Raw genomic sequence first — 23,684 nt, forward strand, 5'->3', positions numbered from 1 at the left:
GTCCCGGCCTGCCCGCACGTGGGCAGGCTCACTCCACCTCGTCCGGGTGGGTGAGCGTGATTCCGGCGGCTTGGGTGACCGCGGTGGCGAAAGTGAGGGTGTCGATGGGGGAGGAGGCTGCCACGGTGGCGCCGGCCAGCGACGACAAGCCCTTGGCGCCGTCCCAGGTGCAGTCGACGAACACCGCGCCGGCGGCCTTGACCTGGGAGAACTCCGCCCCGCTCAGATCACACTGCCGGAAGACCGCCCCGGTCAGGTCCGCCGACACGAAGTCCGCATTCTGCAACCGGCAGTCGGAGAGCTCGACGCGCTGGAACTTCGCGAACCGGAACGACGCGTAGTCGAGCAGACTGTCCCGCACGGTCGTGTGCTGCAGGCTCGTCCCCGGCCCCGCGAACCCGGTCATCCGCGAGGACACGATCGCCACCCGCGTCACCGCCGCATCCGACCACCGAGCATTCGCCACATCACAGTGCAGCAGCTCGCTGTCCACCAGAATCAGCTTCTCCAGATCCGACCCGGCCAGCTTGCCCCGAGTCAGCCGGCACCCGCCGATCTCCAGGTGCTCAGCCTCCAGATCACTCAGATCCACATCCTCCAGCCCCAGATCCAGCAACCGAGTCTCATCCTCGATCACCTCCGGCAGCACCGAATCCAACTGCCCCCGCACCCGAGGCACCGCAATCTTCCGAGAACCCATCCCCGGACCCTAGCCCCGCCCACCGACAGCCCGATCCGCGTTTGGTGGGTGAACCACCCAGGTTGGAGGTTCCCCCACCGAATTCCGGGGTGGGAACCCCCAAGGCGGTGGGTGCACCCACCAAATGGGATTCGTCAGGGGGTGCGGAGGGAGTGGGCGGCGGTGCCGATGAGGGCGGCGTGTTCGGTGTCGGGGGTGGCGACCACGTCGAAGGGGAAGACGTCGTGGACGAGGTCGAAGGCGCCGGAGATGGAGCCGCCGAGGACGGTGCGGGTGACGCGGAAGCGGTCGATCCAGGGGGTGAGGGCTTCGGCCAGTACGGCGAAGCCGGCGCGGAGGGATTCGGCGGCGGCTGGTTCGCCGGCGCGGGCTCGGTCGGCGATCTCCTTGACGCCGATACCGGGTTCGTCGGAGCCGGTGCGGGCGAAGTAGCGCTGCAGGAGGGCTCGGCCGGAGATCGAGTCCTCCAGGGGGTGGCCGTCGTAGTCGGTGCGGTAGAGCTCACCGCCGGGCGGGACGTTGCCGCCCTCGCGAACCACGTGACCGTCCGCGAGGAACGCCGTACCGATGCCGGTGCCGACGGTGACGCCGGCGCAGCGCTCGACGCCGCGGGTGAGGCCGGCCGTCCACTCGCCGACGGCGAAGGCCTCGGCGTCGTTCACGAACACCAGCCGGTCCAGGTCGAGCTCGGAGCGCAGCGCGTCGCCGAGCGGGAAACCGTAGAGCGCGTCGAACTTCGTCTGACCCTGGTACCACCCCACGCCGGTCGTGAAGTCGAACGGGCCGGGGATCGCGATCGCCAGCCCTTCGAGCGTCGGCAGCTTGCGGGCGGCTGCCGCCAGCTGCCCGACCACCGCCTCGGCCGCCTGCTGTGAAGCCAGATCGATCCGCTCCACCACCTCGACCCGCCACCCGTCCGGCGCTACCACCGCCGCGGTGACGTGACTTCCCCCGACCTCCAGAACCGGCACATACATGCGGCCATCATCCATGACATAGGACGTCTGACGCGATCACCAGGTCCCGCGGCTGATCATGTACCCGTCCGGCTGGTACGACGCCACGCTCACCAAGGGCTGTGGGCCGGGCCATGGGGCTTGCTGGACGGCTCGGTAGACGTAGTACGTGCCGGCGATCTCGGCCTCACCGAACGGAACGACCGTGGCGAACGTGGTCTGCTTGATGAACGAGGGGAGGAGCTTGTCGCCGGAGTTGCCGACGGCGACCAGAACCTTCCCGCCGTCGCGGACGTAGACCCGGCCCATCACCGTGACCACCCTGTTCCGGGGGTTGATCGGAGTCACCCGGACGACGATGCCCTTGCGCTGGGCGAGCGGAACGACCGTGGTCGGGGCCTCGGGCTGGGTGAAGCAGTAGGCGACGCGGTCCGGGTCATTGGGATCGCGCCGCAAGGAGGCGGAGCCGTAGCCGTCGACGATCGTCGTGATCTCCGGCCAGCCCCAGGAATCCTTGCCCAACCGGCGGCCGCTCGAGGTGTCGCACTGTTTGTAGGAATCCTCCACGCGCCCAGGCAGACCGGCGACCGGGGCCTCGTCCTCCTGCAGGACCAGGCTGGTCCCGGCGGTCAGCACGACGAGTACCGTCAGCACGGTGGCCGCGACCCGGAGGTTGCGGACCCGGTTCCGGCGCCGGCCGGCGGCCAGGATCGCGGCCGGGTCCGGGGCGAAGTAGTGGTCGGAGCGGTCACTCTCCCGCTCCATCAGGGCCTTGAGTTCTCGGGTCATGTCAGCCTCCCAACCCCGGCGAGTTCGGAGAAATGAGCCAGTGCGGGATTTTCGCGCAGCTTCTCCAGCGCACGCAGGGTCTGGCTCTTGACTGTTCCGGGACGACAGTCGAGGGCCAGGGCGGTCTCTTCGACGGACAGTTCGTCGAAGTACCGCAGTACGACGCACGCGCGCTGACGGGGTGGTAAGGAGGCGAGGGCCTGGGTGATCACGAGCCGGTTCTCCAGTACGCCGAGGGGGTCGGAGTTGTCCTGCTCACCCGTGAAATAGGTGTCACCGCCGACCACCTCCTGACTGGATTTGCGGCGGAGTGCGTCCATCGTGGTCGAGACGACCACCTTGCGGGCGTAGGCGCTGACGCTGCCCTTGCGCTGGATGCGGCCCCAGATCCGGTACAGCCGGATCAATGCCTCCTGGGTCGCGTCCTCGGCCCGCCGCCAATCTCCGCACAGCAGGTAGGCGGTTCGGCACAGAGCGTTGGCCTGATGGCGCACGAAGTCCACATAGTCCTGTTCGTCAGCACTTTTCATACCCCGCCCTCCCCACCCATGCAGCACAAACGTGCTCACCCCCGCCTCCGGTTGCACGATGCGGCACACTTTCTTTCGTGCCTGAATTCATGGTCGACGGCGTGCGGGTCACCTATCACGTTCACGGGACCGGACCGGTCTGTATTGCCCACTCGGGCGGGCCCGGCGTGCATTGGCCGTACCTGCGGATGCCGTACCTCGAGGACCGGCTGACGATGGTCTACATCGAGCCGGTCGGGACCGGGCACTCCGATCTCCTGCCGGGCGGCGACTACTCGATGGAGGTCTACGCGTCGTACGTCGCCAAACTGGCGGAGCACCTCGGGGAGTCCAAGGTCTTCCTGCTCGGGCACTCGCACGGCGGTTTCGTCGCGCTGCAGACCGCGCTGGACTTCCCGGAGCTGCTGAACGGCGTGATCGTCTACGACTCGATGGCGTACAACGGGCCGGAGCTCGGCGCCCAGGCGTTCGCCAACGTCGAGAAGTACGTCGCCTCCCGGCCGGAGGGTGATGCCCTCGCGACTCAGGTGCTGGACGCCTGGAACGCCTCGCCGGAGGGGCACGACAAGCAGGTCGACGTCCTCGCGCGGCTGCTCCCGGTCTACTTCAAGGACTTCGAGGCGATCGATCCGCAGCTCACCGAGTGGAAGACGCTGCTCGACATGACGGTCGATCCGGCCCGCCAGGACGACCAGTGGGACATTCGCCCGCGGCTCGGTGAGATCGCCGTACCGACGCTGGTGATCGTCGGCGTCGCCGACTTCATCTGCCCGGTGAACTCGGCCGAGGAGCTGGCCGACGGGATCCCGGGCGCGGAGCTGGTCGTGCTGCAGGAGAGCGGGCACTTCGGGCACGTCGAGGAGCCCGAGATCTTCCGCGATATCGTGCTGAAATTCGTCGCCACGCACTGAGGGATCCGGAGCCCCTGGCTAAAACGTAGAGTTGTTTCATTAGGCCAGAGGGAATGAGGACACGTGCGCGCCCAAGCCGGTACGACGTCCGTGATCGCGGCGCTCAGCGTCGTGGTCGCGGCGGTCGGTCACGTGCTTGCGGGCGGCGGTCCGATTCCGCTCGCCGTGGTTGCCCCGTTGCTGGCGTTGACGGGTGTCTGCTGGCTGCTGGGTGAGTACCTGGCGGACGAGCCGGTGCTGGTGGCCGTCGTACTGGCCGGAGTTCAGCTGTTCGTGCACGTGACGCTGGATTCGGTCCACCACCCGATGCCGATGTCGTCCGGGATGGGCGGCAGTGTGCTGATGACGTTCACGCACCTGGCCGCGCTGAGCGCCGGGGTGCTGGCGGTTGGGCGGGCTCACGAGTGGGGCCGGCGGGTGGCCGGGATCCTCGCGCGGCTGTGGCCGGTGGTTCCGGTTGTCACGGTGGTGCGGCCGGTGAGCGCCGTACAGGTGGTTGTCTCGTCGACGCCGCGGATCGTACGGCGGTGGGTCGGTTCGAACGTGTCGCGGCGCGGACCGCCTTTGGTCGGAGTGGATCCAGTTCTGCTCTGACCGGCCGCGTCTTTCGTGGTCGGGTCCGCCCCATGTGATCACGAAAGGTTCTTACTGCCATGTCCAAGAAGATTTTCCTGCGTGCCGGAGCGATCGCCGCCGCGTCCATGCTCGTGCTGGCCGGTGCGTCCGGTTCCGCGTCGGCGCACGTCACCGTGTCGTCGCCCGACGCCAAGCCCGGTGGGTACGCGAAACTCGTCTTCCGGGTACCGACCGAGTCCGACAACACCTCCACCACGAAGCTGGTCGTTTCGCTGCCCAAGGACACGCCGTTCGCGCATGTCGGTGCGCAGGTGAAGGACGGTTGGAAGGTCGAGAAGACCACCGAGAAACTGGCTTCGCCGGTCAAGGTCGGTGACGTGACGCTGTCCGAGGCGATCACCACGGTGACCTGGACCGCGCTGAAGGGTGGGATCCCGGCGAACGACTTCGACGAGTTCGCGTTGTCGGTCGGGCGGTTGCCCGAGAAGGTGGACTCGCTGAGCTTCCCGGCGGTTCAGACCTACAGCGACGGCGAGGTCGTCAAGTGGGACGCCCCTCGCACCGAGGGCGCCGAGGCTCCCGAGCACCCCGCCCCCGTCTTGAAGCTGGCCGCTGCCATCACCCCGGTCGCTGCGGCCACCGACACCGAGAAGAGCTCGTCCGACCCGCTGGCCCGCGGTCTCGGTGGCGCCGGCCTGCTGCTCGGCCTGATCGGTCTCGGCCTAGGCCTACGCCCCCGCAAGGCGGTCGAGGCGAAGGTGCAGTCGTAATCGTGCGTCGTCTCACCGCTGTTCTGATGGCGTCGCTGCTGGCCCTGGTGATCACCACCGGGCCGGCCGCGGCGCACGCCAAACTAGAGTCGATGACCCCCGCCGACGGCTCCTCAATGCCCGCCCCGCCCACCAAGGTCGTCCTCACCTTCAACGAACCCGTAGGCAGCAACGGCACCCAGATCCAGGTCAAATCCCCAGCCGGCGTCAACGTAGCCACCGGCGCCCCCCAAGTCCTGGACAGCACCGTCACCCAGCCCGTAGGCGCCATGATCGAAGCCGGCCGCTACCAAGTAGAAGCCCGAGTAGTCTCCGCCGACGGCCACCCCATCACCGTCAGCGCCTCCTTCACCATCACCCACGCCGGCCACGCCCCCGACGCACCCCCGGTCGACCCCACCGCCCAACCCCCCAACAACTCCAACACCGTCACCGTCGTGGCAATGTGCCTGGTCATGCTGGTCGTAGTAGCCCTAGCCATAGTCATAGTCCGCCGCCGCCCAGCCCGATGAACAACAACCAAGAGCCAACCGCGTCACCCCCGCCCTCCCCACCACCATCAGATCCGAAGGCGGTGGGGGTGCAACCGCCTGGCGCGGAGCCGCAGCGGGGCGCCTCACCTCAGCCAGCCACCTCACCCCAGCCCACGGCCGAGGCCCTCGCCACGCCCCCTCCCGCGACTGCCCCTTCAGATCCGGAAACGATGGGGGTGCAACCGCGTGGCGCTGGCCTGAGGGTGGTTGCCGGAGGGATTGCGGCGGCGGTCGTCGTACTGGTGATTGCTTTGGTGGTTGCTGGTGGTGCACCTCAGCGGGCTCCTGAGGGGTTGTTGGGGGCTGGATTGCCTTTGTCTTGGTCGGTTCCCGCGTTCCGCCTGCTGGCCGACGGAGCCGCGATCTGGGTTGCGAGTGGTGTGCTGACCGCCGGTTTGTTGCTTCCGGCAAATGATGTCGTCCGGGCCTGTCAGGACGCGGCAATCGCGGCCGGCATCTGGGCAGTGGCGAGTATCGGCGGCCTGATCGCATCAGCAGCCGTGATCCTCGGCATCCCGCTCTCACACCTCGCCGAGCACGCGTCGATCGCCGGCGAGCTGACCCAAGTCCGAGCACTCGCCATCTCCGTCGTACTGACCGCAGTCCTAGCCGTAGTCCTCAGCGGCGTCCGAACCACCCGCGGCGCCCGCATCGCCCTAGCCCTGACCGCCCTGGCCCTCATCCCACCCCTCCTAACCGGCCACGGCGCCATCGAGCGAACAACGATCTGGTCGGTGACCGCAACGACCTCCCTCGTCATCCACGTGTTCGCCGCAACAGCCTGGATCGGCGGACTGGCCGGCGTACTGCGCTATGCCCGCACCCGTGCCGCCGTAGAACGCTTCAGCACCCTCGCCCTCACCTGCGCCATCGCGATCGGCCTAACCGGCCTCCTAACCGCCGAGATCCACCTAGGCGGCCGCGCAGACGGCTGGGCCCTCATCACCCAATGGGTGACCACCGGGTACGGCGCTCTCGTCTTCGCCAAGACCGTCGCATTCGCAGCGCTCGTCTACGTCGGCTGGCGGCACCGCCAGTCCACCCTGCCGAGCCTCGCCACCGGCAACCCAGCCGCCTTCCGCCGACTCGCCATCGGCGAACTCCTCCTGATGGCAGCAACAGTCGGCCTAGCCGTCGCCCTCTCCCGAACCCCCTGACGCGCGAGCACTCGGTGATATGTCAACAGATGTCCGTACACTGGCTCAATGACGGAACCACGCTGGCTGGACGCGCGCGAGGCGCAGCTGTGGCAGGCGTACCGTGACACGCAGCGGGAGCTGACGCGGGTCCTGGAAGGCCGGCTGATCAGCAACTCCGGTCTGTCCGGAGCCGACTACGCCCTCCTGCACCCCCTCTCCACAGCCGAGGACGGCGTCCTCCGAACCCGCGATCTCGGCCGCTCAGTCGGCTGGGAGCGGAGCCGGCTCTCCCACCAGGTCAGCCGGATGGAGAAGCGCGGTCTCGTCTGCCGCGAGGAGTGCACCTCGGACGCCCGGGGCTCGATGGTCCGCCTCACCGACCTCGGCCGGAAGGCCGTCGAGGCCGCCGCGCCGGACCACGTCGAGGCTGTCCGGACCTACTTCTTCGACCACCTGACCGCCGACGAGCAGCAGCAGCTCACGACGCTGTTCGAGCGCGTTCTGCACGGGATCCCCACCCCGGCCTGCCCGGCCGCGGAGTGCGACGACCCGCCCGCCGACTGCACCGAATAACCCCGGCCCGCCGCCGATCCCGGAAGAGACCTCCATCACAGAGGAGTTGACACGTCACCCCAACTGAGTATTTTGGTGACGCATCATCAAAACTTTCTCCCGTGAAGGAATCTCATGCCCAAGATCGCGATCATCCTCGGCAGCACCCGTCCGGGCCGGAACGGCGAAGCCGTCGCCCACTGGGTTCTCGACCGCGCGAAGCAGCGCAGTGATGCCGAGTTCGAGCTGGTCGACATCGCGGAGTACCAGCTGCCGCACCTCGACGAGGCCTACCCGCCCGCGATGGGCCAGTACAGCCAGCCGCACACGTTGGCCTGGGCCGAGAAGATCGCGTCGTTCGACGGCTTCGTCTTCGTCACCCCGGAGTACAACCACTCCACCTCCGCCGCGCTGAAGAACGCGATCGACTTCCTCTTCGCGGAGTGGAACGACAAGGCGGCCGGCTTCGTCAGCTACGGCTCGGTCGGCGGCGCCCGCGCGGTCGAGCACCTGCGCCTGGTGATGGCCGAACTGAAGGTCGCGACGGTCCGTGCGCAGGTCACCCTGCCGCTGGCCACCGACTTCGAGAACTACTCGAAGTTCACCCCGCTCCCGCACCAGGAGCCGGCCCTCGACGCCACTCTCGACCAGGTCATCAGCTGGTCCAACGCCCTCGCCACAGTGCGCACCGCAGCCGCCTGATCGGTACTTCACCCGGATGGGGGAAGGGAGGGGATCCCCCATCCGGGGGAAGATTTTGACGTCGGTTGAAGAGGGTGCGATGGGCAACGGCCCGTGCGACGGTTGCCGGGCACGGAGGGAGTGCTCATGCGGAGAATCGCCGCCCTGGTTCTGGCAGGTGTCATCGGTACGTCGGCTCTGGTCGTCCCCGCGGAAGGTGTCTCGGTCGGAGGTGCTGTGCCGAATCAGACGGTACGAAATCTCGCGGTCGGTGCCACCGCAACCGCGAGTGACAGCCTCACCAAGTTCGAGCCTGCAAAGGCGATCGACGGCAACAGCTCGACGTACTGGGCCGCCTCGAACGGCTCGATGCCGAAGTGGTTGCGGGTCGACCTCGGTCGCGTCCGTCAGCTGACTTCGGTCGAGCAGAGCTTCAAGGATGTGGACACGCACTCGTTCCTGATCGAGGCGAGCGTCGACGGCAACGGCTGGACCGCGTTGCTGGATCGGCGCGCAGGGACTCGCGGTCACGTGTTCACGCAGGCGGTCACCGGCTCATATCGCTATGTGCGGTTGACGGTCACCGGTTCGGCTGGCAATCGCTGGGCCGGCAGTACCGAGTTCGCCATCAACGGGTACGACGACGAGCCGCACAATCTCGCTCGTGGTGTCTCGGCCACGTCCTCGTCGCTCGGCCCCGGTTACGAACCGTTCAAGGCGGTCGACGGCGACCCCACGACGTACTGGGGTGCGGAGAAGCCGGACATGCCGCAGTGGTTGATGCTTGACCTGGGCAACGATATTGCGGTCAGTCGGATCGAGCAGTCGTTCGTGGACAACGATCGCTGGAAGTTCCGGGTCGAGGGTTCGCGCGACAAGACCAGCTGGCAAACCCTTATGGACAAGGACGAAACCGGCCGCGTCTTCGGGCAGGACCTCGCTGGCACCTATCGCTACATCAAACTCACCGTGCTCAGTAGTGGTGCCGGTCATTGGGCGTGCAGTCAGGAGCTGAAGGTCTTCGGCTCCGGTGAGCCGGTCACCACCAAGTGGTGGGAGGACCGCTCGGGTGTGATGCGGTTCTACCCGATCTGGCAGCAGCTTCGACTGGATGCGATCACCGCCCAGCTCGACACCCTGAAGGCTCGCGGCTTCCGCGCGATCGAGCTCTCGCCGGTCAATGACGGCGACCGTGATCTCTGGGCCGGTCTGCCGGTGATGGATCTCTACACGATCGATCCCGATATCGGCACCATGCAGGACTTCGAGGAACTGCTCGCCGCTGCGCATGCCCGCAGCCTGAAGGTCATCATCTTCACGAACCCCGGTTACGCGTCGATCAACTCGCCGTACTTCCGGAAGGCCGAGGACGACTTCCGCAACGGCGTGCAGAGTCCGGAGCGATCGTGGTTCGACATCCGCAAGCAGCCGGGGGAATACCCGGAGAAGTGGCACTACAGCGAGCGTGCGCAGGGCTACTACTGGGGGACGTGGGACAAGAAGGCACCGTCATTCAACTACTCGAGTCAGGCCTGGCTCGACAAAGCTCGGCACTACCTACGGTTCTGGATGGACAAGGGTATCGACGGGATCGCTCTCGATGCGCCGAACGTCTACCACACGTCGACTGTCGAGAAGAACAACTACGCGATCACCGACGTCCTGCGGAACTACGACACGTTCATGAACGGCGAAGGCGTCCGCGAGCCGACGTACATCTACGACTGGCACTACAACAGCTTGCAGGACTACCAGATCACGCAATGGGGTATCCCGCCGGGCCAGGGCAGCAGCGCAGTCCTGAAGGCGATCGACTCCGGTGATCCGAGCGGTCTCGAGGACACGCTGAAGGAGTACCGCGACCTGATGGTGAATGCCGGCGGCATCACCCAGACCGCGCCGAACTGGGGCCGCGTGAACTACCCGGTCGACGGCCGGCTGCTGGAGATCGCGATGCTGACCACGATGGGCACGCTGTTCTACCTGCACAACGACTACTACACGATCCTGCCGGACGAGCAGGAGATCCCCGACTGGACGCCGGAACAACGCGCGATGCTCGACAAGCTGATGCGCGCCCAGAACGCCTCGCCGGCACTCGCGCCGCTGGGTCTCCGTGTCCGCATCCCGACCAACGACGACCACAAGTACTACGCCTACAAACGCCTCAACAAGGACGGTACGGCGAAGGCGCTGGTGCTGCTCAACTTCCGCAACACCGCGCAGACCGTCTCGGTCGACCTGACCGGCACCGGCATCGCGACCTCGCAGACCCCGACAGATCTCGTCGAGTCGAAACCCGGCCCGCCGATCAGCGGTTCGACGTACCAGGTCCGCCTCCCAGCCTTCGGCTTCACGGTCCTCTCGGTGCAGTAACCGATCCACCCCGACTCCGTTGGGCGAAGCCACCGCGACGTCCTCGTGCACATCCTCCCCAAATCGCTTTGGGGAGGAAACTCGGCACCCACTGGCACCAGCGTGCGCTCGCCCAGTGGGCCCCGGTGGGCGCGTTTCAGTGTGCGGCGCACGGCGGGCTCAGTGGTGGGGGCGGACCTGGAGGCCATCACAAGTGGGTTCGGTGGGGCGAGTTGAGGCTCGTGGTGGCGGTAGCTCGGTGATTGTGATGGCGTCTGGGTTCGGGTACGGCGACCACCGGCCCGCCACCCTGCTTTGAGCGACGCGCCGTCGTGATCGGACATCCGGCGTACCGCGGTCGCCTACTGCGGACTGGTGACGGGGAGTGTTTGGCGGTGGGATGTCTCAGACACGCCGTTACGGAGAGCAGTCGGTGGGGTGCGGCGGAAAGAATGAGGGCGTCCCGTTCAGATGCGCGCTGAATTGACAATCGTTTTCACTAACGTGAGGATGGTGCGCGTGTCCAATGCGCTGAACCGACGTGGATTTCTGGGGCTGGCCGGTGCGCTGGGAGTGGCGGCGCTGAGTGGTTGCGGTGGCGGTAGTTCTGCGTCGTCGCAACCGAAGGCCGGCGGTCGCCTGCGGGCTGTGTACGCCGGCGGCGGGGCGAAGGAGGTGCTCGACCCGCACGTGCAGAGCCTGTTCGTGGACATCGCCCGGCACAAGGCGATGTTCGAGAAGCTCGTCGAGCTCGGGCCGGATCTGAAGCCGGTCCCGCGGCTCGCGGAGAAGTGGGAACACGACGGCAAGGCGCTCACCTGGCGGTTCTCGCTGCGCGACGCAACCTTCCACGACGGTAGCAAGCTGACCGCGGAGGACGTGCTCTACAGCTTGGCCCGGATCGCGGATCCCGCCGTACCGGATCGGGTCGCGCAATCCTCGCTCGCGACGCTCGACCTGCGTCGATGTAAGGCGGTCGACCCGCGGACGGTTGAGCTCGTGCTGGCTGCGCCGAATGCGGAGTTCCCCGCGTTGCTGGCCGGGATCGGGACGCAGATCGTGCGGGACGGGTTCAAAGATCCGACCAAGCCGGTCGGGACCGGTGCGTTCAAGTTCGTCTCGTTCGAGGCCGGACGATCGATGGTCGCGAGCCGGTACGACGACTACTGGGACGGTACGGCGAAGATCGAGGAACTGCAGGTGTTGTCGGCCGACGCCGAGGCGCGGGCGAACGCCGTACAGGGTGGTCAGGCTGAGTACGCGAATGACATGACCGCAACGTTTGCGCGGACTGCCGAAGCCGGGAAGTCGGTGCGGATCGTGGCCGCGAAGGCGAGCACGATGCAGGCGTTCGTGATGAAGGTGGATCAAGCGCCGTTCGACAATCCTGATGTGCGGCTGGCGTTCAAGCTGCTGGCGGATCGGCAGCGGCTGGTCGACGTCGTACTGGCTGGGCGGGGGACGGTGGGGAACGACCTGTTCGGCAAGGGGTTCCAGTACTACCCGGACCAGTTGCCGCAGCGCGAGCGGGATGTCGACGAGGCCAAGGCGCTGCTGAAGAAGGCCGGGCTGGTGAACAAGGAGATCGAGATCTTCACCGCCGATGCGTCGGCCGGGTTCGTCGAGGCGGCAACGTTGTTCTCCGAGCAGGCCGCCGAGGCCGGGGTGAAGCTGAAGGTGACTACGGGGAGTCCGCAGACCTATGCGAAGGACCTGCTGACGAAGGGTGCCATCGGCAACCATCGGTCGGGGGCGATGCCGATCCCGCAGTACGTGACGGATCGGTTGTTGTCGAAGTCGCCGTTCAATGTGACGCATTGGCGGAAGCCGGCGTTCGATGCGGCCTTTGCGGCGGCGCAGGTGCAGACCGACGAGACGGCTCGCGCGGCGTCGTACGGTGAGCTGCAGCGGACCTTGTACGACGATGGCGGGATACTGGCTTGGGGTCTGCCCGATTACCTGGTCGCGGTCTCGCCGAAGGTTCAGGGGGTGGAGGCGGTGCCGCCGAACACCGTGGACTTCGGCCGGTTCGACAAGGTGTGGCTGGCCTGAATGCGGTCGTACGCCGCTGGGCGGGCCGCACTCGCCGTCGTCCAGCTCGCGGTGCTGTCCGTACTGGTCTTCGTGCTCACCTCGCTGTTGCCGGGGGATGCGGCGGACCTGCGGTTCACCGAAACGCTGTCGCCGGAACAGGTCGCGCGCTTGCGTGAACAGCTCGGGCTGGATCAGCCTGCGCTGGAACGGTTCCTGCACTGGTTCGGCCAGGTGCTGACGGGCGATCTCGGTACGTCGCTGATCAGCGGTGGTCCGGTGAGCTCGATCGTGCGGGATTCGGTCGGGGCGACGTTGGTGCTGACGTTGGCGACGCTCGCTGTCGTGATCCCGTTGGCTGTTGCCCTGGGCATCTTGATGGGGGCTCGGGAGAACGGTCGGCTCGATCGGGCGATTACGTCGGTGACGCTGGCGTTGAGCGCGATCCCGGACTTCGTGATCGCGGTCGTGCTGGTTGCGGTGTTCTCGTTGAAGCTCGGCTGGTTGCCGGCTACCTGGATCGGTGGTTCGTTGCTCACATCCCCGGTTTTGCTGGTGCTGCCGGTGACTGTCTTGCTTGGGCGCACGGTCTGCCTGCTATCGCGTCAGGTCCGCGCCGGCACCATCACCGCGCTGAACGCGGACTACGTCGTCCAGGCGCGCCGACTCGGTGTGCCGCGACGTCGGCTACTACTCCGCCACGTGCTGCCGAACGCCGCCGTACCGGGTGTGCAGGAGCTGGCGCGAACCGGTGACACGCTCCTCGGTGGAGTCCTGGTGGTGGAGGCAATCTTCGCCATCCCCGGTTTCGCGACAGCGTTGGTGGACGGGGTGGAGACCCGCGACATCCCAACAGTCCAAGGCCTCACGCTCGTCCTGGCCATCGCCGCCTTGTTGATCAACCTCGCCGCGGACCTCGTCTGCAACCGCTTGGTCCCCCGAACGGAACTCCTCCGATGAGGGCCCGCATCCCTTTGGCCCTCTCGGCCGTACTCGTGGTCGTGCCACTGCTCATCGCTCTCGCCGGCCCCCTCATCTCCATGGATGTTAAGCCGGGGCTGCCGTACTCCGCGGACGGCGTACTAGGAACGGACGGACTGGGCCGAGATGTTCTCGGGCTATTGCTGGTCGGTGGTCGAACAGCTCTCGGTATGGCGTTCGGTGCCGTCCTGATCGCGTACGTCGTCGGCGGTCTGATCGGCTTGGTCGCAGCGTCAACCCGACACCGCTGGCTCGACGAGGTGCTGATTCGCCCCCTCGACGTACTACTCCCACTACCGTCGTTGCTGGTCATCAGCGTGGTAGCCGTCGGCTGGCAGGCCTCCGCACCCGCAATCACCCTGGCCGTTGCCATGGTCAACGTCCCAACCGTCGCCCGCCTCGTCCGAGCCGCCGCCCTCGACGCCGCAAGCTCACCAGTAGTAGAAGCACTCCGCATGCAACGCGAGTCCTGGACAACCATCCAACTCGGCTACGTAGGCCGCGCAGTCATAGGCCCAGTAGCAGCCGACCTCGGCACCCGAATCACGCTAGCTGTCTTCCTAGTAGCCTCAGTCAACTTCCTAGGCCTAGGCCTAAGCCCAACAGCCTCGGACTGGGCCGTAAGCGTCTCCCGCAACCGCGAAGGACTCCTACTGCAGCCGTGGTCAGTCCTAGCCCCCGCCCTCCTCCTAGTCTCCTTCACCCTAGGCTTCAACCTCCTAGCCGACCGCCTAGTCCACCAAACCCACCGCCAACCGGCGAGCCCCACATGAGCGCGCAGGAAGGTGTTTCGCAACCGAGCGAAGGCGCGCCCACCTCAACCCAGCCCACCCCACCCACGAACGCGTCACCTGCGGCGACCGACTCAGCCCACGACACCTCGACCACAGGCGCGCCGCCCGCGACCGACTCCACCGCCGACACGCGCCCGCCCTCCTCCGCACGTGAGGCTGAGTCCACGGCGCCGCACGAGGACGCCACAGGCGCGTCACTTGGGGCCTCCACCTCAACCCAGCCGGTCGTAGCCACGGAGGCGCTGCCGGCGAGTGACTCCTCCCGCGACACCACGCGTCGGCTCTCCCCATCACGTGGGGGTGAGTCCACGGCCCAGCCCACCCCAACCACCATCACGTCGCCCGCGGCGACTACCTCAGCCGAGTCCACCTCAACCACGGAGGCGTTGCCTGCGGGTGACTCCTCCCGCGACACCACGCGCTTGCCATCCTCATCACGTGAGGGTGAATCCGCGGTGGTTGCTCGGGTGTGGGGGTTGGGGGCGTCTGCCGGGTCTGTGGTGTTGGTGGATGGGGTGGGGTTTGAGGTGTTTGCGGGGGAGGTTACTGCGCTTGTCGGGGCATCGGGTTCAGGGAAGACGACTTCGGCGCTGGCGTTGTTGGGGGAGAGCGGGAATGGAGTGCAGCTTGTAGGGCAGGTGGTTGTCGACGGGGAGACTGTTGTTGATGGCAACGGGCCTACGGAGGCGGCCGAGCGGCTGAGGGGTCGGGTGGTGGCTTATATGCCTCAGCATCCTGGGAGTGCGCTCAACCCCGCCCGCCGCGTGGGGGCGACGTTGCGGGAGTTGGAGCGGTTGCATCATCCCGGTCAGCACGTGGTGCAGGACGCGTTGCGGGGTGCTCAACTGCCGGGGGATCGGGAGACACTGAGGCGGTTTCCGCATCAGTTCTCGGGTGGGCAGCGGCAGCGGGTGGCGTTGGCTCAGGCTTTGACTTGTCGGCCGAAGGTGTTGGTGCTGGATGAGCCGAGTACCGGGCTGGACTCGATCACTCGGTTGCAGTTGGCTGGTGAACTAAGACAGCTTGCCCAAGGAGGACTCGGCATCCTGCTGCTGAGTCACGATCTCGGTCTGGTCCGCGAGCTCGCGACCCATGTCGTCGTACTGAACGCCGGCCAGGTGATCGCCGCCGGCGGCACCGACGTCCTCCCGCAAAGCTGGGAACCGCAGCCGACGGGAACCACCACCCCGGGCAAACCGTTGCTCCAAGCAATGAACCTGTCCGCGTCGATCCGCCCCCGCGGTCGCATCCCGGTCCTGCACAACGTCGACCTCACAGTCGAGTCAGGCAGCAGCATCGGCGTCGTCGGTCGCTCCGGCAGCGGCAAAACCACGCTCGCCCGCTGCCTCGCCGGCCTGCACGAACGCAGCACCGGCAAACTCCTCCTCGACGGCGAACCACTCCCGGTCCTGCGCAAGCGAACCCGCGAACAGAACCGCCGCGTCCAGTACGTCTGGCAAGAAGTTCGAGGCTCCTTCGACGAACGTCGTCCGGTCGACCAGCAAGTCGCCCGCACAGCGCAACGCCTCCGCGGCCTACCCCCGGACCAGGCGCAAGCCGAAGCCGTGTCCACCCTTGCGAGACTCGGCGTCTCCGCGATGACCGCGGCTCGTCCGCCGAGCCGCCTCTCCGGTGGCGAACTCCAGCGCGCCGCGCTTGCAAGAGCGGTGCTCGCCGAACCCGACGTACTGATCTGTGACGAGATCACCACCGCGCTCGATGACGACGGTACGGCGCTGGTGGTCGACCTCCTTACTGAACTAAAGAACCGCGGTATTGCGCTGGTCTGGATCGGGCACGACCTCGGCCTGGTCGCGGCGGTCACCGATCACGTGCTGGTGATCGACGACGGCCGCATCGTCGAACAAGGCCCACCTGCAACCGTCATGACCGAACCACAGCACGAACTGACCCAGCGGCTGGTGAGCGCAGCCCGCCTGGGTCGGACCGAACTTCCGCCAACGTTGCCCACTGCCGACACGAGGAGCGAACCGCGGCGATGAAGTCTGCGCGACTGCACGACCACCTGGCGGAGGCGATCAAGGACCCGGACCCGATCCGGGTCAGCGCCGAATCAGGGGACGACCTGATCTGCCTGCGGTTCGAGACCATGAAGGTGTACTCCGCGCTCGGCGCCGTCCGGCATCTGCTGGAGACCGGCGTAGTCCGACCCGGCGACACACTCATCGACAGCTCCAGCGGCATCTATGCGCACGCACTCGCCCTGGCCTGCCACCGGTACGGGATGCGCTGTCACATAGTCGGTTCGACCACGGTCGACCGGACGCTCAAGATCCAGCTGGAGATCCTCGGCGCGACCGTCGAACAGGTCCCGTCGTCGAACAACCTGCACCTGGACCAGAACCTGCGCGTCCGCCGGATCAGCGAGATCCTGCGCGACAACCCGTCGTACCACTGGATGCAGCAGTATCACGACGACATCCACTACCTCGGGTACGGCGCTGTGGCGGACCTGGTCGCGGATCTCGTGCCGGACGGGCCGTTGTGCCTCGTCGGCGGGGTCGGGACCGGGGCGTCGACCGGGGCGATCGCGGAGTACCTGCGCAATCGCGGGCGGGACGTGAACCTGGTCGGCGTCCAGCCGTTCGGGAGCATCACGTTCGGGGCCGGTCACACGAAGGATCCGGAGATGATCATCGCCGGGATCGGCAGCTCGATCGAGTTCCGCAATGTCCGCCACGAGTTGTACGACCGGTTGCACTGGGTGTCGTTCGACTACGCGATGTCGGCGGCGGTCGACCTGCTGCGAACCTCCGGGGTCTTCGCCGGGCTGTCGGCCGGCGCGGCGTACCTGACCGCATTGTGGGAACACACCTGCGACAGCGCGCGGACGCATGTGTTCTTGGCGGCCGACACCGGCACCCGGTACGTCGAGTCTGCTTTTTCCCGTCATGCCGAGGCTTTGCCGATGGCGTCGATGCGACCGCGCGAGATCGACTCGCTGGATGAGCTCGCGGTGCCGTGGTCGGCGATGTCCTGGGACCGCCGGGAACCGGCCGTGAGCCGTCGTGCAGAGTTTCCATCCGCGACCCCGTCGCATTACCGTAGGTGAGGTGACGGGGTATGTACTGCTGGAATCGTTGTTCACGGCCACCGAGGTCGAGCGCCTGCGCGGCGTCGCCGAGCAGGTCCACGCCGAGGTCGTCTCCGCGGCCGAGGCCGGTGAGACCGACGTGACCGTCTGGCCGGACGGGCACCGGCTGGAGAAGGTCCGCGGTACGACGATCCACTGGGAACCGGATGCCGTCGGCAAGGCTGTCCGCAGCCTGTCGCCGGTCTCGCAGTTGCACCCTGCGTTGGATGCCTTGTGGGACGAGCCCCGGCTGGTCGATCCGATGAGCACGTTGATCGGGGCAACGGCCGGCCGCTTCGTCGCCAAGCTGAACTTCAAGCGGGCCGGAGTCGGCTCGGAGTTCGCCTGGCACCAGGACTTCCCGTACTGGTACTGCTGCGCCGGCGACGCCGCCTACGACATCGCCACCGCAATCGTCATGCTCGACGACAACACCATCGCGAACGGCGCCATGACGCTCATCGAGGGAAGTCCCGCCGACGGCCCAGTCCGCCGCGACGCCGACGAACCCACCGGCCTCCTCGTGGACCCCGCCGTCGTCGACATGTCTCGTGCGATGACAGTCGAAGCACCCGCGGGTTCGGTCCTCATGTTCCCGGGGCTGATGGTCCACCGCTCAGCTCCCAACCGCACCGCCACGGATCGCCGTTCCCTCCTGTACTGCTTCCAGCCCGCTGGTCGTCCCGAGTTGTCCGCCCTCACCTACGACCCCGAAAGGCTGGCCCGCCTGCCATGACCAACCCCAAGCTGCCTCCCGCCCCGACCACGGTTGCGGAGCTCACCTCCGCGGTTCTGTCCGGCAACCACGGACCTGACCCCGCCGGCCTCTCCGTCACGAGCGCGTTCTGGTTGCACAACACGACGCGACTTCCTGGGGCTGACGTCACCTACCGCAACTACTACGTGCTGCTGCGCGTCGGCGAGGTCTTCGGTGCGTGCGCGTTCGAATCCGACGAGGTCGACCCGTCGTACTGCGCAGACACGTCCGGCCGCACAGTCGCCGACGTACTGCGTTCTGACGACCCACTGCCGATTCGCATCGCTGCACTCGACGCCTACCTGGCTGCGGTCGAGCCGCATCACACCGCAGACGCTCACGAGATCGTCCTCCCGGCCGGTACGCCGGATGTCCGCGCCCGTGCACGGGATGCCGCCGTCGCTGGGCTGCTCGATGTTGCCGCAGGCACCAAAGTTGCGTTGATCGGTGTGGTCAATCCCTTGGTCGACGCGATCACCGAACGCGGCGGAACCTGTCTACCCTGCGACTTCAACCTGCGCGAAACCGCGTCCGGATTACCGGTATCGCGCGACATGCTCGAGGTGATCGACGCGGCCGATGCCGTCGTCGCGACCGGAATGACGTTGTCCAACGGTTCGTTCGACATCCTCCTGAGTCGTTGCCGTGAGCAAGCGAAGCCGCTCGCCATCTATGCTCAGACCGGAAGCGCCGTCGCCCGCGCTTTCCTCGGTTCCGGCGTCACCGCCCTCTCCGCCGAACCCTTCCCCTTCTCGCAGTTCTCCGCCCGCCCCACGTCCCTCTACCGCTACAGGATCGACGAATGAACACCCCACCCCCAGGTTCGTTGCCCGCAGCCCCCGTCCTGTCTCCAGGAGGCGGCGCCCTCCCGGCCCCCAATACCCCCGCCCTGAACGGCGGCCCCCGCCCGGCCCCACGTCCGGGCGGCGGCGCCCCCGCGGAGGAGGTGCCGAGCGACTGGCGGATGGCTCGGCGGCTCTGGCCGTTCCTGCTGGCGTCGACCGTCAGTCTGATCCCGTTCACGGTCTTCGGCATGTACCTGGTGCCGATCGCGGCGGCTGCAAACGGAAACGTGGCAGAGATCGGCGGGCTGCGGGGGCTCGGTGGTCTGGCCGCATTGGTCGTCGGGTTCGCGCTGGCACCGTTGATCGACCGGTTGGCGCGTGAGCTGGTCGCGGCCGGCGGGTTGGCGCTCCTCGGCCTCTCCGCGCTATTAGGTGCCATTGGCAACGTTTGGGCACTGGCCGCGTTCTGTCTGCTGATCGGCGCCTCCACCTCGGTGCTCGCGCCGTCGATCGGCGCCGCCGCGGCGGACCGGTTCCGGACGCCGGCCGCGGCAGGCCGCGCGGCGACACTGGTGTCCGCGACCACCTCGGCGATGGCGATGCTCGCTGCGCCGGTGCTCGCCGTACCGGGGATCTGGTGGGGTTGGCGCGGCAATCTGATCGCGGCGGCGGTGATCTCGCTGACCCTGTCGGCCGCGTTCTTCTGGCGTGGTCGCGGGCGGAAGGCGCCGTTGCGTGCTGATGGTGCGCCGCGGATGAGCTACCTCGCGACGTACCGCGAGCTCGGGCGGATCCCAGGCGCCGTACCGCTGCTGGTGATCGCGATGCTGCGGACCGCGGCCTTCATGGGGTACCTCGCCTACCTGGCCGCGTTCTACGACGAGAAGTTCGATCTGGCGCCTGGCTGGTTCGCGCTTGTTTGGTCGCTGAGTGGCGCGTCGTTCTTCCTCGGCAACCTGCTGTCCGGCCGCTACCTCGCGCTCGACCGGCCGTGGATCGGGCCGGAGCGGATGCTGCTGCTCGGCCTCGGAGCCGCGCTGGTGAGCGTCTCGGCGTTCTACTTTTCGCCGACCATCCCGCTGACCTTGCTGCTCACCGCGCTGATGGGTGCCAGCCACGCGACCGTCGCCGCCTGCGTCACCACCCTGCTGGTACGGCGAAGTGGCGACCTGCGCGGATCGGCGCTGAGCGTGAACGCGGCCGGGATGAGCCTCGGGACGTTCCTCGGCGCTGCGCTCGGTGGTGTCGGGCTCGGTCTCGGTGGATACCCCGGGACGGCCCTGATCTTCGCCTCGATCACCCTGATTGCGGTCGTTTGCGCGCTGCGCGTGCGCCGCTGAGCGATATATCGTTCCGTCTTATGGAGAATCTGCCCGACCGCCCGAACCCGCACGCGCACCTGCGCGCGTCCGACATCGACCGCGACCAGGTCGTCGACGTCCTGCGGGACGCGCTGATGTCGGGCCGGCTGACCCAGGACGAGCATGCGGAGCGGCTCGAGCAGACCCTGCAGGCGCGCACTCTGGGCGAGCTCGAGCCGATCACCAGTGACCTGCTCGTGCCCGACGGTCACCAGCCGCCGCTCCCGTCCGTCGCGCCGGTCCGGGCGGTGTCGAACAGCCCGGTCCCGATCGAGGAACCCGCTAACCCCGACGACAGCTTCTCCACCTTGGTCGCGATCTTCGGTGGCGTCGAGCGCAAGGGCCTGTGGCGGGTGAAGCGGCGTACGAACGCCTTCGCGGTGTTCGGCGGGCAGGACTTGGACATGACGGATGCCGTCTTCGAGGGGCGCGAGGTGACCGTCTGGGCGTTCGCGGTCTTCGGCGGAATCGACGTCACCGTTCCGGAAGGTGTCACCGTCCGCAACGAGGGCGTCGGTATCTTCGGCGGTTTCGCGGCCCACGGCAGCGACAACCCGCACCCCGACGCCCCGGTTGTCGTCGTCAAGGGCCTCGCCCTCTTCGGCGGCGTCGGCGGGCAGTCCGCCGCCAAGCGCCACAAGAAGCGCTTCCGCGACGGCCACGGCCATGGCCACGGCCAGCTAGGCCACTAGCCAAGGACACCGCCTCCGGCGGCGACAGTTCTGCCGGTGCAGGACGGAGGCGCTTAGGCCCTCACGCCATGCGGCGAGAGATGCATGTGGTGATGAGGGGAGTGCAGCGGCGAGGGCGTTGGTGCTGGGGGCGTGGAGGACACCGCCTTCGGCGGCGGCGGTTCTTTGGAACCTTCGGCGCGGGCGGAGGTGGTCGGGCACTCACCTCATTCGGCAAGAGATGCGCGTGATGATGGTGGAGGAACGCGGCGGCAGGCGTTGGTGTTGGTGCTGGGGCTGTGAAGTTGGGTGAATGGTGTCGAGCGGCCCGGTCGTGCTCGCGGTTGGCGCGGGTGAGCAACGGCTGGTTCGCGAGGCCCCCGCAGGAGTGCAAGACAGGCCCTCAGGCTCAGCAGCCAGGCTCACCACTTCACCTCAGCTCAGCTCAGCCTCACCAGGTGTCCCCAGCGCGCGACCTCCTCCCACCAATCGCGTGCACACTGGCCGCAACCAGGTGAGGGTGACACCTCGGACGACCTGCGCCGAAGGCGCCAAAGGAGCTGTCGCCGCCGCAGGTGGCGTCCTTGGTCAGATCCAGGTTTTGAACCACATTCGGCTGAGCCAGTCGGGGTGGGGGAGGACCTTGTCGGTGAGGATCGGCCAGATGTAGGCGAAGTTCAGGACGACCAGTACGACGAAGGCTCCGACGATCGCGCTGCCGATCAGGCGGCGGGGTGCCGCGGTGCCTTCGAGGGTTTTGGCCGGGCCGAGGATCTTGCCTAGGACGAGGGCTACTGCCATCACGGTGAACGGGATCATCGTGACGGCGTAGAAGAAGAAGATCGGTCTGTCGTCGTAGGCGAACCAGGGCACCCAGCAGGTGACGAAACCGATCACCGGGATGCCGAATCGCCAGTCGCGCTGGCCTATCCAGAGCACGACCGAGGCGAGTAGCGCGAGAGCGCCGGCCCACCACAGGATCGGCGTACCGACGGCGGAGATCACCGACAGGCAGTTCGAGCCGGCCGGCGGGTTGCAGCCGGGGGAGCCGGGTTTGATGTCGTTGACGGCGTCGAAGCCGATCGGGCGGGCGATGATCGGCCAGCCGGCCGGGTTCGAGGCGTACGGGTGGGTGGCCTTCTTGATGTAGTCGCCGGTGTGGAAGTCGTAGACCTCCTGGTGATAGTGAATCAGCGACCGGAAGTCGTCCGGGACCACCTTCATGATCCCGGTGGCCGGGTTCTTGGACGCGTAGTCGTGGTCGTAGGCGTTGTCGTGCAGCAGCCAGCCGGTCCAGGTCGCGGTGTACGTGATCCCGGCGACCAGGACGATGCTGACGAACGCCGGGATGCCGTCCACCAGCACCGATTTCACGAACGTGAACCGCGACCCGAGCGCCCGCCGGGCCCCGAAGTCCCACGCGAAGACCAGGATGCCGAACGCGGCCAGCACCCAGACCGCCGACCACTTGGTACCGAGCGCGAGCCCGAAACAGACGCCCGCCAGGATCCGCCACGGCCGGATCAGCAGCCAGCGGCCGAACTTCCGCGGCGCGAAGTCATCTTGTTTGGCCAGCGAATCCGCGTGCCGGCGACGGGTCCAGTCCCGGTCACAGACCAGGCAGGACACCGCCGCAACCAGCCAATACGCGAGGAACACGTCGAGCAACGCCACCCGCGACATCACGAAATGCAGCCCGTCGACCGCCAGCAGCAGCCCGGCGACCGCGCCGATCAGCGTCGACCGGGTCATCCGCCGGACTGTCCGAACTACGAGTAGAACAGTCAGCGTGCCGAACAGCGCCGGCATGAACCGCCACCCGAAGGGCGTCATACCGAAGAGTTGTTCACCCGCCGCGATCATCCACTTGCCGACCTCAGGGTGCACGGTCAGGCTCGGGGTGCCCTTGAAGACGTCCAGGTTCCCGGCCAGGATCGCCTTGTCGGCGGCCCCCTCGGGCTGGTCGATGAACTGCCGCGCATACCCGAACTTGAGCAGGCTGTACGCGTCCTTGGCGTAGTACGTCTCGTCGAAGACGAACTTCACCGGGTTGCTCAGGTTCCAGAACCGCAGGAACCCCGCCAGCGCCGTGATCACCAGCGTCGCGATCCACCCGCCCTCGAAGTCCCGCGGCATCGCCGGATACAACCGCTCCCGCAACGACGGCAACCGCCTTCCCAGCACATCCCTGCCCAGCGCCTCGCGCTCCTCGGCAGTGTCCCCCCGCCGTGCAGTTCCGTCCTCGATCAAGGCAGTCACGCCCGCCATCGTACGGAGCCCGCAGTACCACCGCCTCCTCCCCTCGAACGAACAGGCCGTGGATAACCAAGATTCAGGCGCCGGCCTCCTACACTTCGGCCACATGAGTGCGCCCAAGGACGAGATGCACGCGTTGATCGATTCGCTCTCGGACGAGGTCGCGGCTGACCTGCTTCCTGAGCTCCAGCGGCTCCACCTTCGGTGGGAGGCGCGAGAGGAACGCCGCCCCGCCGCACGCCCTTGGCCGCCGGCGTGGTTTGGCTCTGTCAGCGGCAGTAGTTCGGACGTCGCGTCCCGGAGTGAGGAGATCCTGCGCGAGGAGCTTGGCCAACGCTCCTGCGCCCCGGGCGGTAGCGGCTTGTCTGACTTGCACTAAGGACAGTGGTGTCGGGCTGGATCGGGGGCGAGGGGGATTGGTTCAGGTGTGCGGGCGGGTATACGTAGACGACTACCTCCTGT

General features: G+C 67.3%; 23 protein-coding genes. 18 read left to right on the forward strand and 5 right to left on the reverse strand.

Features of this window, described 5'->3' with window-relative positions:
- Nucleotides 1-28: 28 nt before the first annotated feature.
- The 4 genes from ACFTSF_RS16105 to ACFTSF_RS16120 form a co-directional block, all read right to left on the reverse strand.
- On the reverse strand, nucleotides 29-700 hold the full coding sequence (locus tag ACFTSF_RS16105) for a pentapeptide repeat-containing protein (protein ID WP_380154484.1): 672 nt from the start codon (nucleotides 698-700) through the stop codon (nucleotides 29-31).
- A 134-nt stretch (nucleotides 701-834) separates the two neighbouring features.
- Nucleotides 835-1,677, reverse strand: coding sequence for an ROK family protein (locus ACFTSF_RS16110; RefSeq protein ID WP_380154485.1), 843 nt, complete (start codon nucleotides 1,675-1,677; stop codon nucleotides 835-837).
- Nucleotides 1,678-1,713: 36 nt separating this feature from the next.
- Nucleotides 1,714-2,445, reverse strand: a complete 732-nt coding sequence (locus ACFTSF_RS16115; RefSeq protein WP_380154486.1) for a hypothetical protein — start codon at nucleotides 2,443-2,445, stop codon at nucleotides 1,714-1,716.
- Nucleotides 2,442-2,975 (reverse strand): SigE family RNA polymerase sigma factor, encoded by a 534-nt coding sequence (locus ACFTSF_RS16120; RefSeq protein WP_344145376.1) that lies wholly within the window; start codon nucleotides 2,973-2,975, stop codon nucleotides 2,442-2,444. Before ACFTSF_RS16120 ends, ACFTSF_RS16115 begins: the two co-directional genes overlap by 4 nt.
- A gap of 77 nt (nucleotides 2,976-3,052) precedes the next feature.
- Between ACFTSF_RS16120 and ACFTSF_RS16125 the strand changes: the two genes are divergently transcribed.
- The 17 genes from ACFTSF_RS16125 to ACFTSF_RS16205 all read left to right on the forward strand — a co-directional run bounded on the left by ACFTSF_RS16125 (nucleotide 3,053) and on the right by ACFTSF_RS16205 (nucleotide 20,987).
- A complete protein-coding gene (locus tag ACFTSF_RS16125) occupies nucleotides 3,053-3,886 on the forward strand; it encodes an alpha/beta fold hydrolase (protein WP_380154487.1) in 834 nt (277 codons plus the stop codon).
- Nucleotides 3,887-3,949: 63 nt separating this feature from the next.
- A complete protein-coding gene (locus ACFTSF_RS16130) occupies nucleotides 3,950-4,480 on the forward strand; it encodes a hypothetical protein (protein ID WP_380154488.1) in 531 nt (176 codons plus the stop codon).
- A 59-nt stretch (nucleotides 4,481-4,539) separates the two neighbouring features.
- Nucleotides 4,540-5,232 (forward strand): YcnI family protein, encoded by a 693-nt coding sequence (locus tag ACFTSF_RS16135; protein ID WP_380154489.1) that lies wholly within the window; start codon nucleotides 4,540-4,542, stop codon nucleotides 5,230-5,232.
- Nucleotides 5,233-5,234: 2 nt separating this feature from the next.
- On the forward strand, nucleotides 5,235-5,744 hold the full coding sequence (locus ACFTSF_RS16140; protein WP_380154490.1) for a copper resistance protein CopC: 510 nt from the start codon (nucleotides 5,235-5,237) through the stop codon (nucleotides 5,742-5,744).
- A 335-nt stretch (nucleotides 5,745-6,079) separates the two neighbouring features.
- Nucleotides 6,080-6,922, forward strand: a complete 843-nt coding sequence (locus ACFTSF_RS16145; RefSeq protein ID WP_380154491.1) for a CopD family protein — start codon at nucleotides 6,080-6,082, stop codon at nucleotides 6,920-6,922.
- 48 nt (nucleotides 6,923-6,970) lie between these two features.
- A complete protein-coding gene (locus tag ACFTSF_RS16150; protein WP_380154492.1) occupies nucleotides 6,971-7,477 on the forward strand; it encodes a MarR family winged helix-turn-helix transcriptional regulator in 507 nt (168 codons plus the stop codon).
- 114 nt (nucleotides 7,478-7,591) lie between these two features.
- Nucleotides 7,592-8,158, forward strand: a complete 567-nt coding sequence (locus ACFTSF_RS16155; protein ID WP_380154493.1) for an NADPH-dependent FMN reductase — start codon at nucleotides 7,592-7,594, stop codon at nucleotides 8,156-8,158.
- Nucleotides 8,159-8,284: 126 nt separating this feature from the next.
- Entirely contained in the window at nucleotides 8,285-10,513 is a 2,229-nt protein-coding gene (locus ACFTSF_RS16160) for a discoidin domain-containing protein (RefSeq protein WP_380154494.1), read from the forward strand.
- A gap of 489 nt (nucleotides 10,514-11,002) precedes the next feature.
- Complete coding sequence (locus ACFTSF_RS16165; RefSeq protein WP_380154495.1) at nucleotides 11,003-12,544, forward strand: ABC transporter substrate-binding protein; 1,542 nt, start codon at nucleotides 11,003-11,005, stop codon at nucleotides 12,542-12,544.
- Nucleotides 12,545-13,483, forward strand: coding sequence for an ABC transporter permease (locus tag ACFTSF_RS16170; RefSeq protein ID WP_380154496.1), 939 nt, complete (start codon nucleotides 12,545-12,547; stop codon nucleotides 13,481-13,483).
- Nucleotides 13,480-14,277 (forward strand): ABC transporter permease, encoded by a 798-nt coding sequence (locus ACFTSF_RS16175; RefSeq protein WP_380154497.1) that lies wholly within the window; start codon nucleotides 13,480-13,482, stop codon nucleotides 14,275-14,277. The genes ACFTSF_RS16170 and ACFTSF_RS16175 overlap by 4 nt, the downstream gene beginning before the upstream one ends.
- 527 nt (nucleotides 14,278-14,804) lie before the next feature.
- On the forward strand, nucleotides 14,805-16,301 hold the full coding sequence (locus ACFTSF_RS16180; protein WP_380154830.1) for an ABC transporter ATP-binding protein: 1,497 nt from the start codon (nucleotides 14,805-14,807) through the stop codon (nucleotides 16,299-16,301).
- Nucleotides 16,298-17,371 carry a pyridoxal-phosphate dependent enzyme gene (locus ACFTSF_RS16185; protein WP_380154498.1) on the forward strand — a complete coding sequence of 358 codons (1,074 nt, stop codon included), beginning with the start codon at nucleotides 16,298-16,300 and terminating at the stop codon, nucleotides 17,369-17,371. Before ACFTSF_RS16180 ends, ACFTSF_RS16185 begins: the two co-directional genes overlap by 4 nt.
- Before the next feature lies 1 nt (nucleotide 17,372).
- Nucleotides 17,373-18,128 carry a phytanoyl-CoA dioxygenase family protein gene (locus ACFTSF_RS16190; protein WP_380154499.1) on the forward strand — a complete coding sequence of 252 codons (756 nt, stop codon included), beginning with the start codon at nucleotides 17,373-17,375 and terminating at the stop codon, nucleotides 18,126-18,128.
- Nucleotides 18,125-18,955, forward strand: a complete 831-nt coding sequence (locus ACFTSF_RS16195) for a Rossmann-like domain-containing protein (RefSeq protein WP_380154500.1) — start codon at nucleotides 18,125-18,127, stop codon at nucleotides 18,953-18,955. The genes ACFTSF_RS16190 and ACFTSF_RS16195 overlap by 4 nt, the downstream gene beginning before the upstream one ends.
- Nucleotides 18,952-20,274, forward strand: coding sequence for an MFS transporter (locus ACFTSF_RS16200; RefSeq protein ID WP_380154501.1), 1,323 nt, complete (start codon nucleotides 18,952-18,954; stop codon nucleotides 20,272-20,274). Before ACFTSF_RS16195 ends, ACFTSF_RS16200 begins: the two co-directional genes overlap by 4 nt.
- Before the next feature lie 20 nt (nucleotides 20,275-20,294).
- Nucleotides 20,295-20,987, forward strand: a complete 693-nt coding sequence (locus ACFTSF_RS16205; protein WP_344145407.1) for a DUF1707 domain-containing protein — start codon at nucleotides 20,295-20,297, stop codon at nucleotides 20,985-20,987.
- Nucleotides 20,988-21,554: 567 nt separating this feature from the next.
- On the opposite strand, the gene ACFTSF_RS16210 is transcribed toward ACFTSF_RS16205, so the two are convergent.
- Entirely contained in the window at nucleotides 21,555-23,102 is a 1,548-nt protein-coding gene (locus ACFTSF_RS16210) for a dolichyl-phosphate-mannose--protein mannosyltransferase (protein WP_380154831.1), read from the reverse strand.
- 226 nt (nucleotides 23,103-23,328) lie between these two features.
- On the opposite strand from ACFTSF_RS16210, the gene ACFTSF_RS16215 reads away from it, so the two are divergent.
- Complete coding sequence (locus ACFTSF_RS16215; protein WP_380154502.1) at nucleotides 23,329-23,601, forward strand: hypothetical protein; 273 nt, start codon at nucleotides 23,329-23,331, stop codon at nucleotides 23,599-23,601.
- The last annotated feature ends 83 nt before the right edge of the window (nucleotides 23,602-23,684 follow it).

It is taken from the genome of Kribbella sp. NPDC056951 (assembly GCF_042674205.1).
GTDB classification, from domain to species: domain Bacteria; phylum Actinomycetota; class Actinomycetes; order Propionibacteriales; family Kribbellaceae; genus Kribbella; species Kribbella yunnanensis.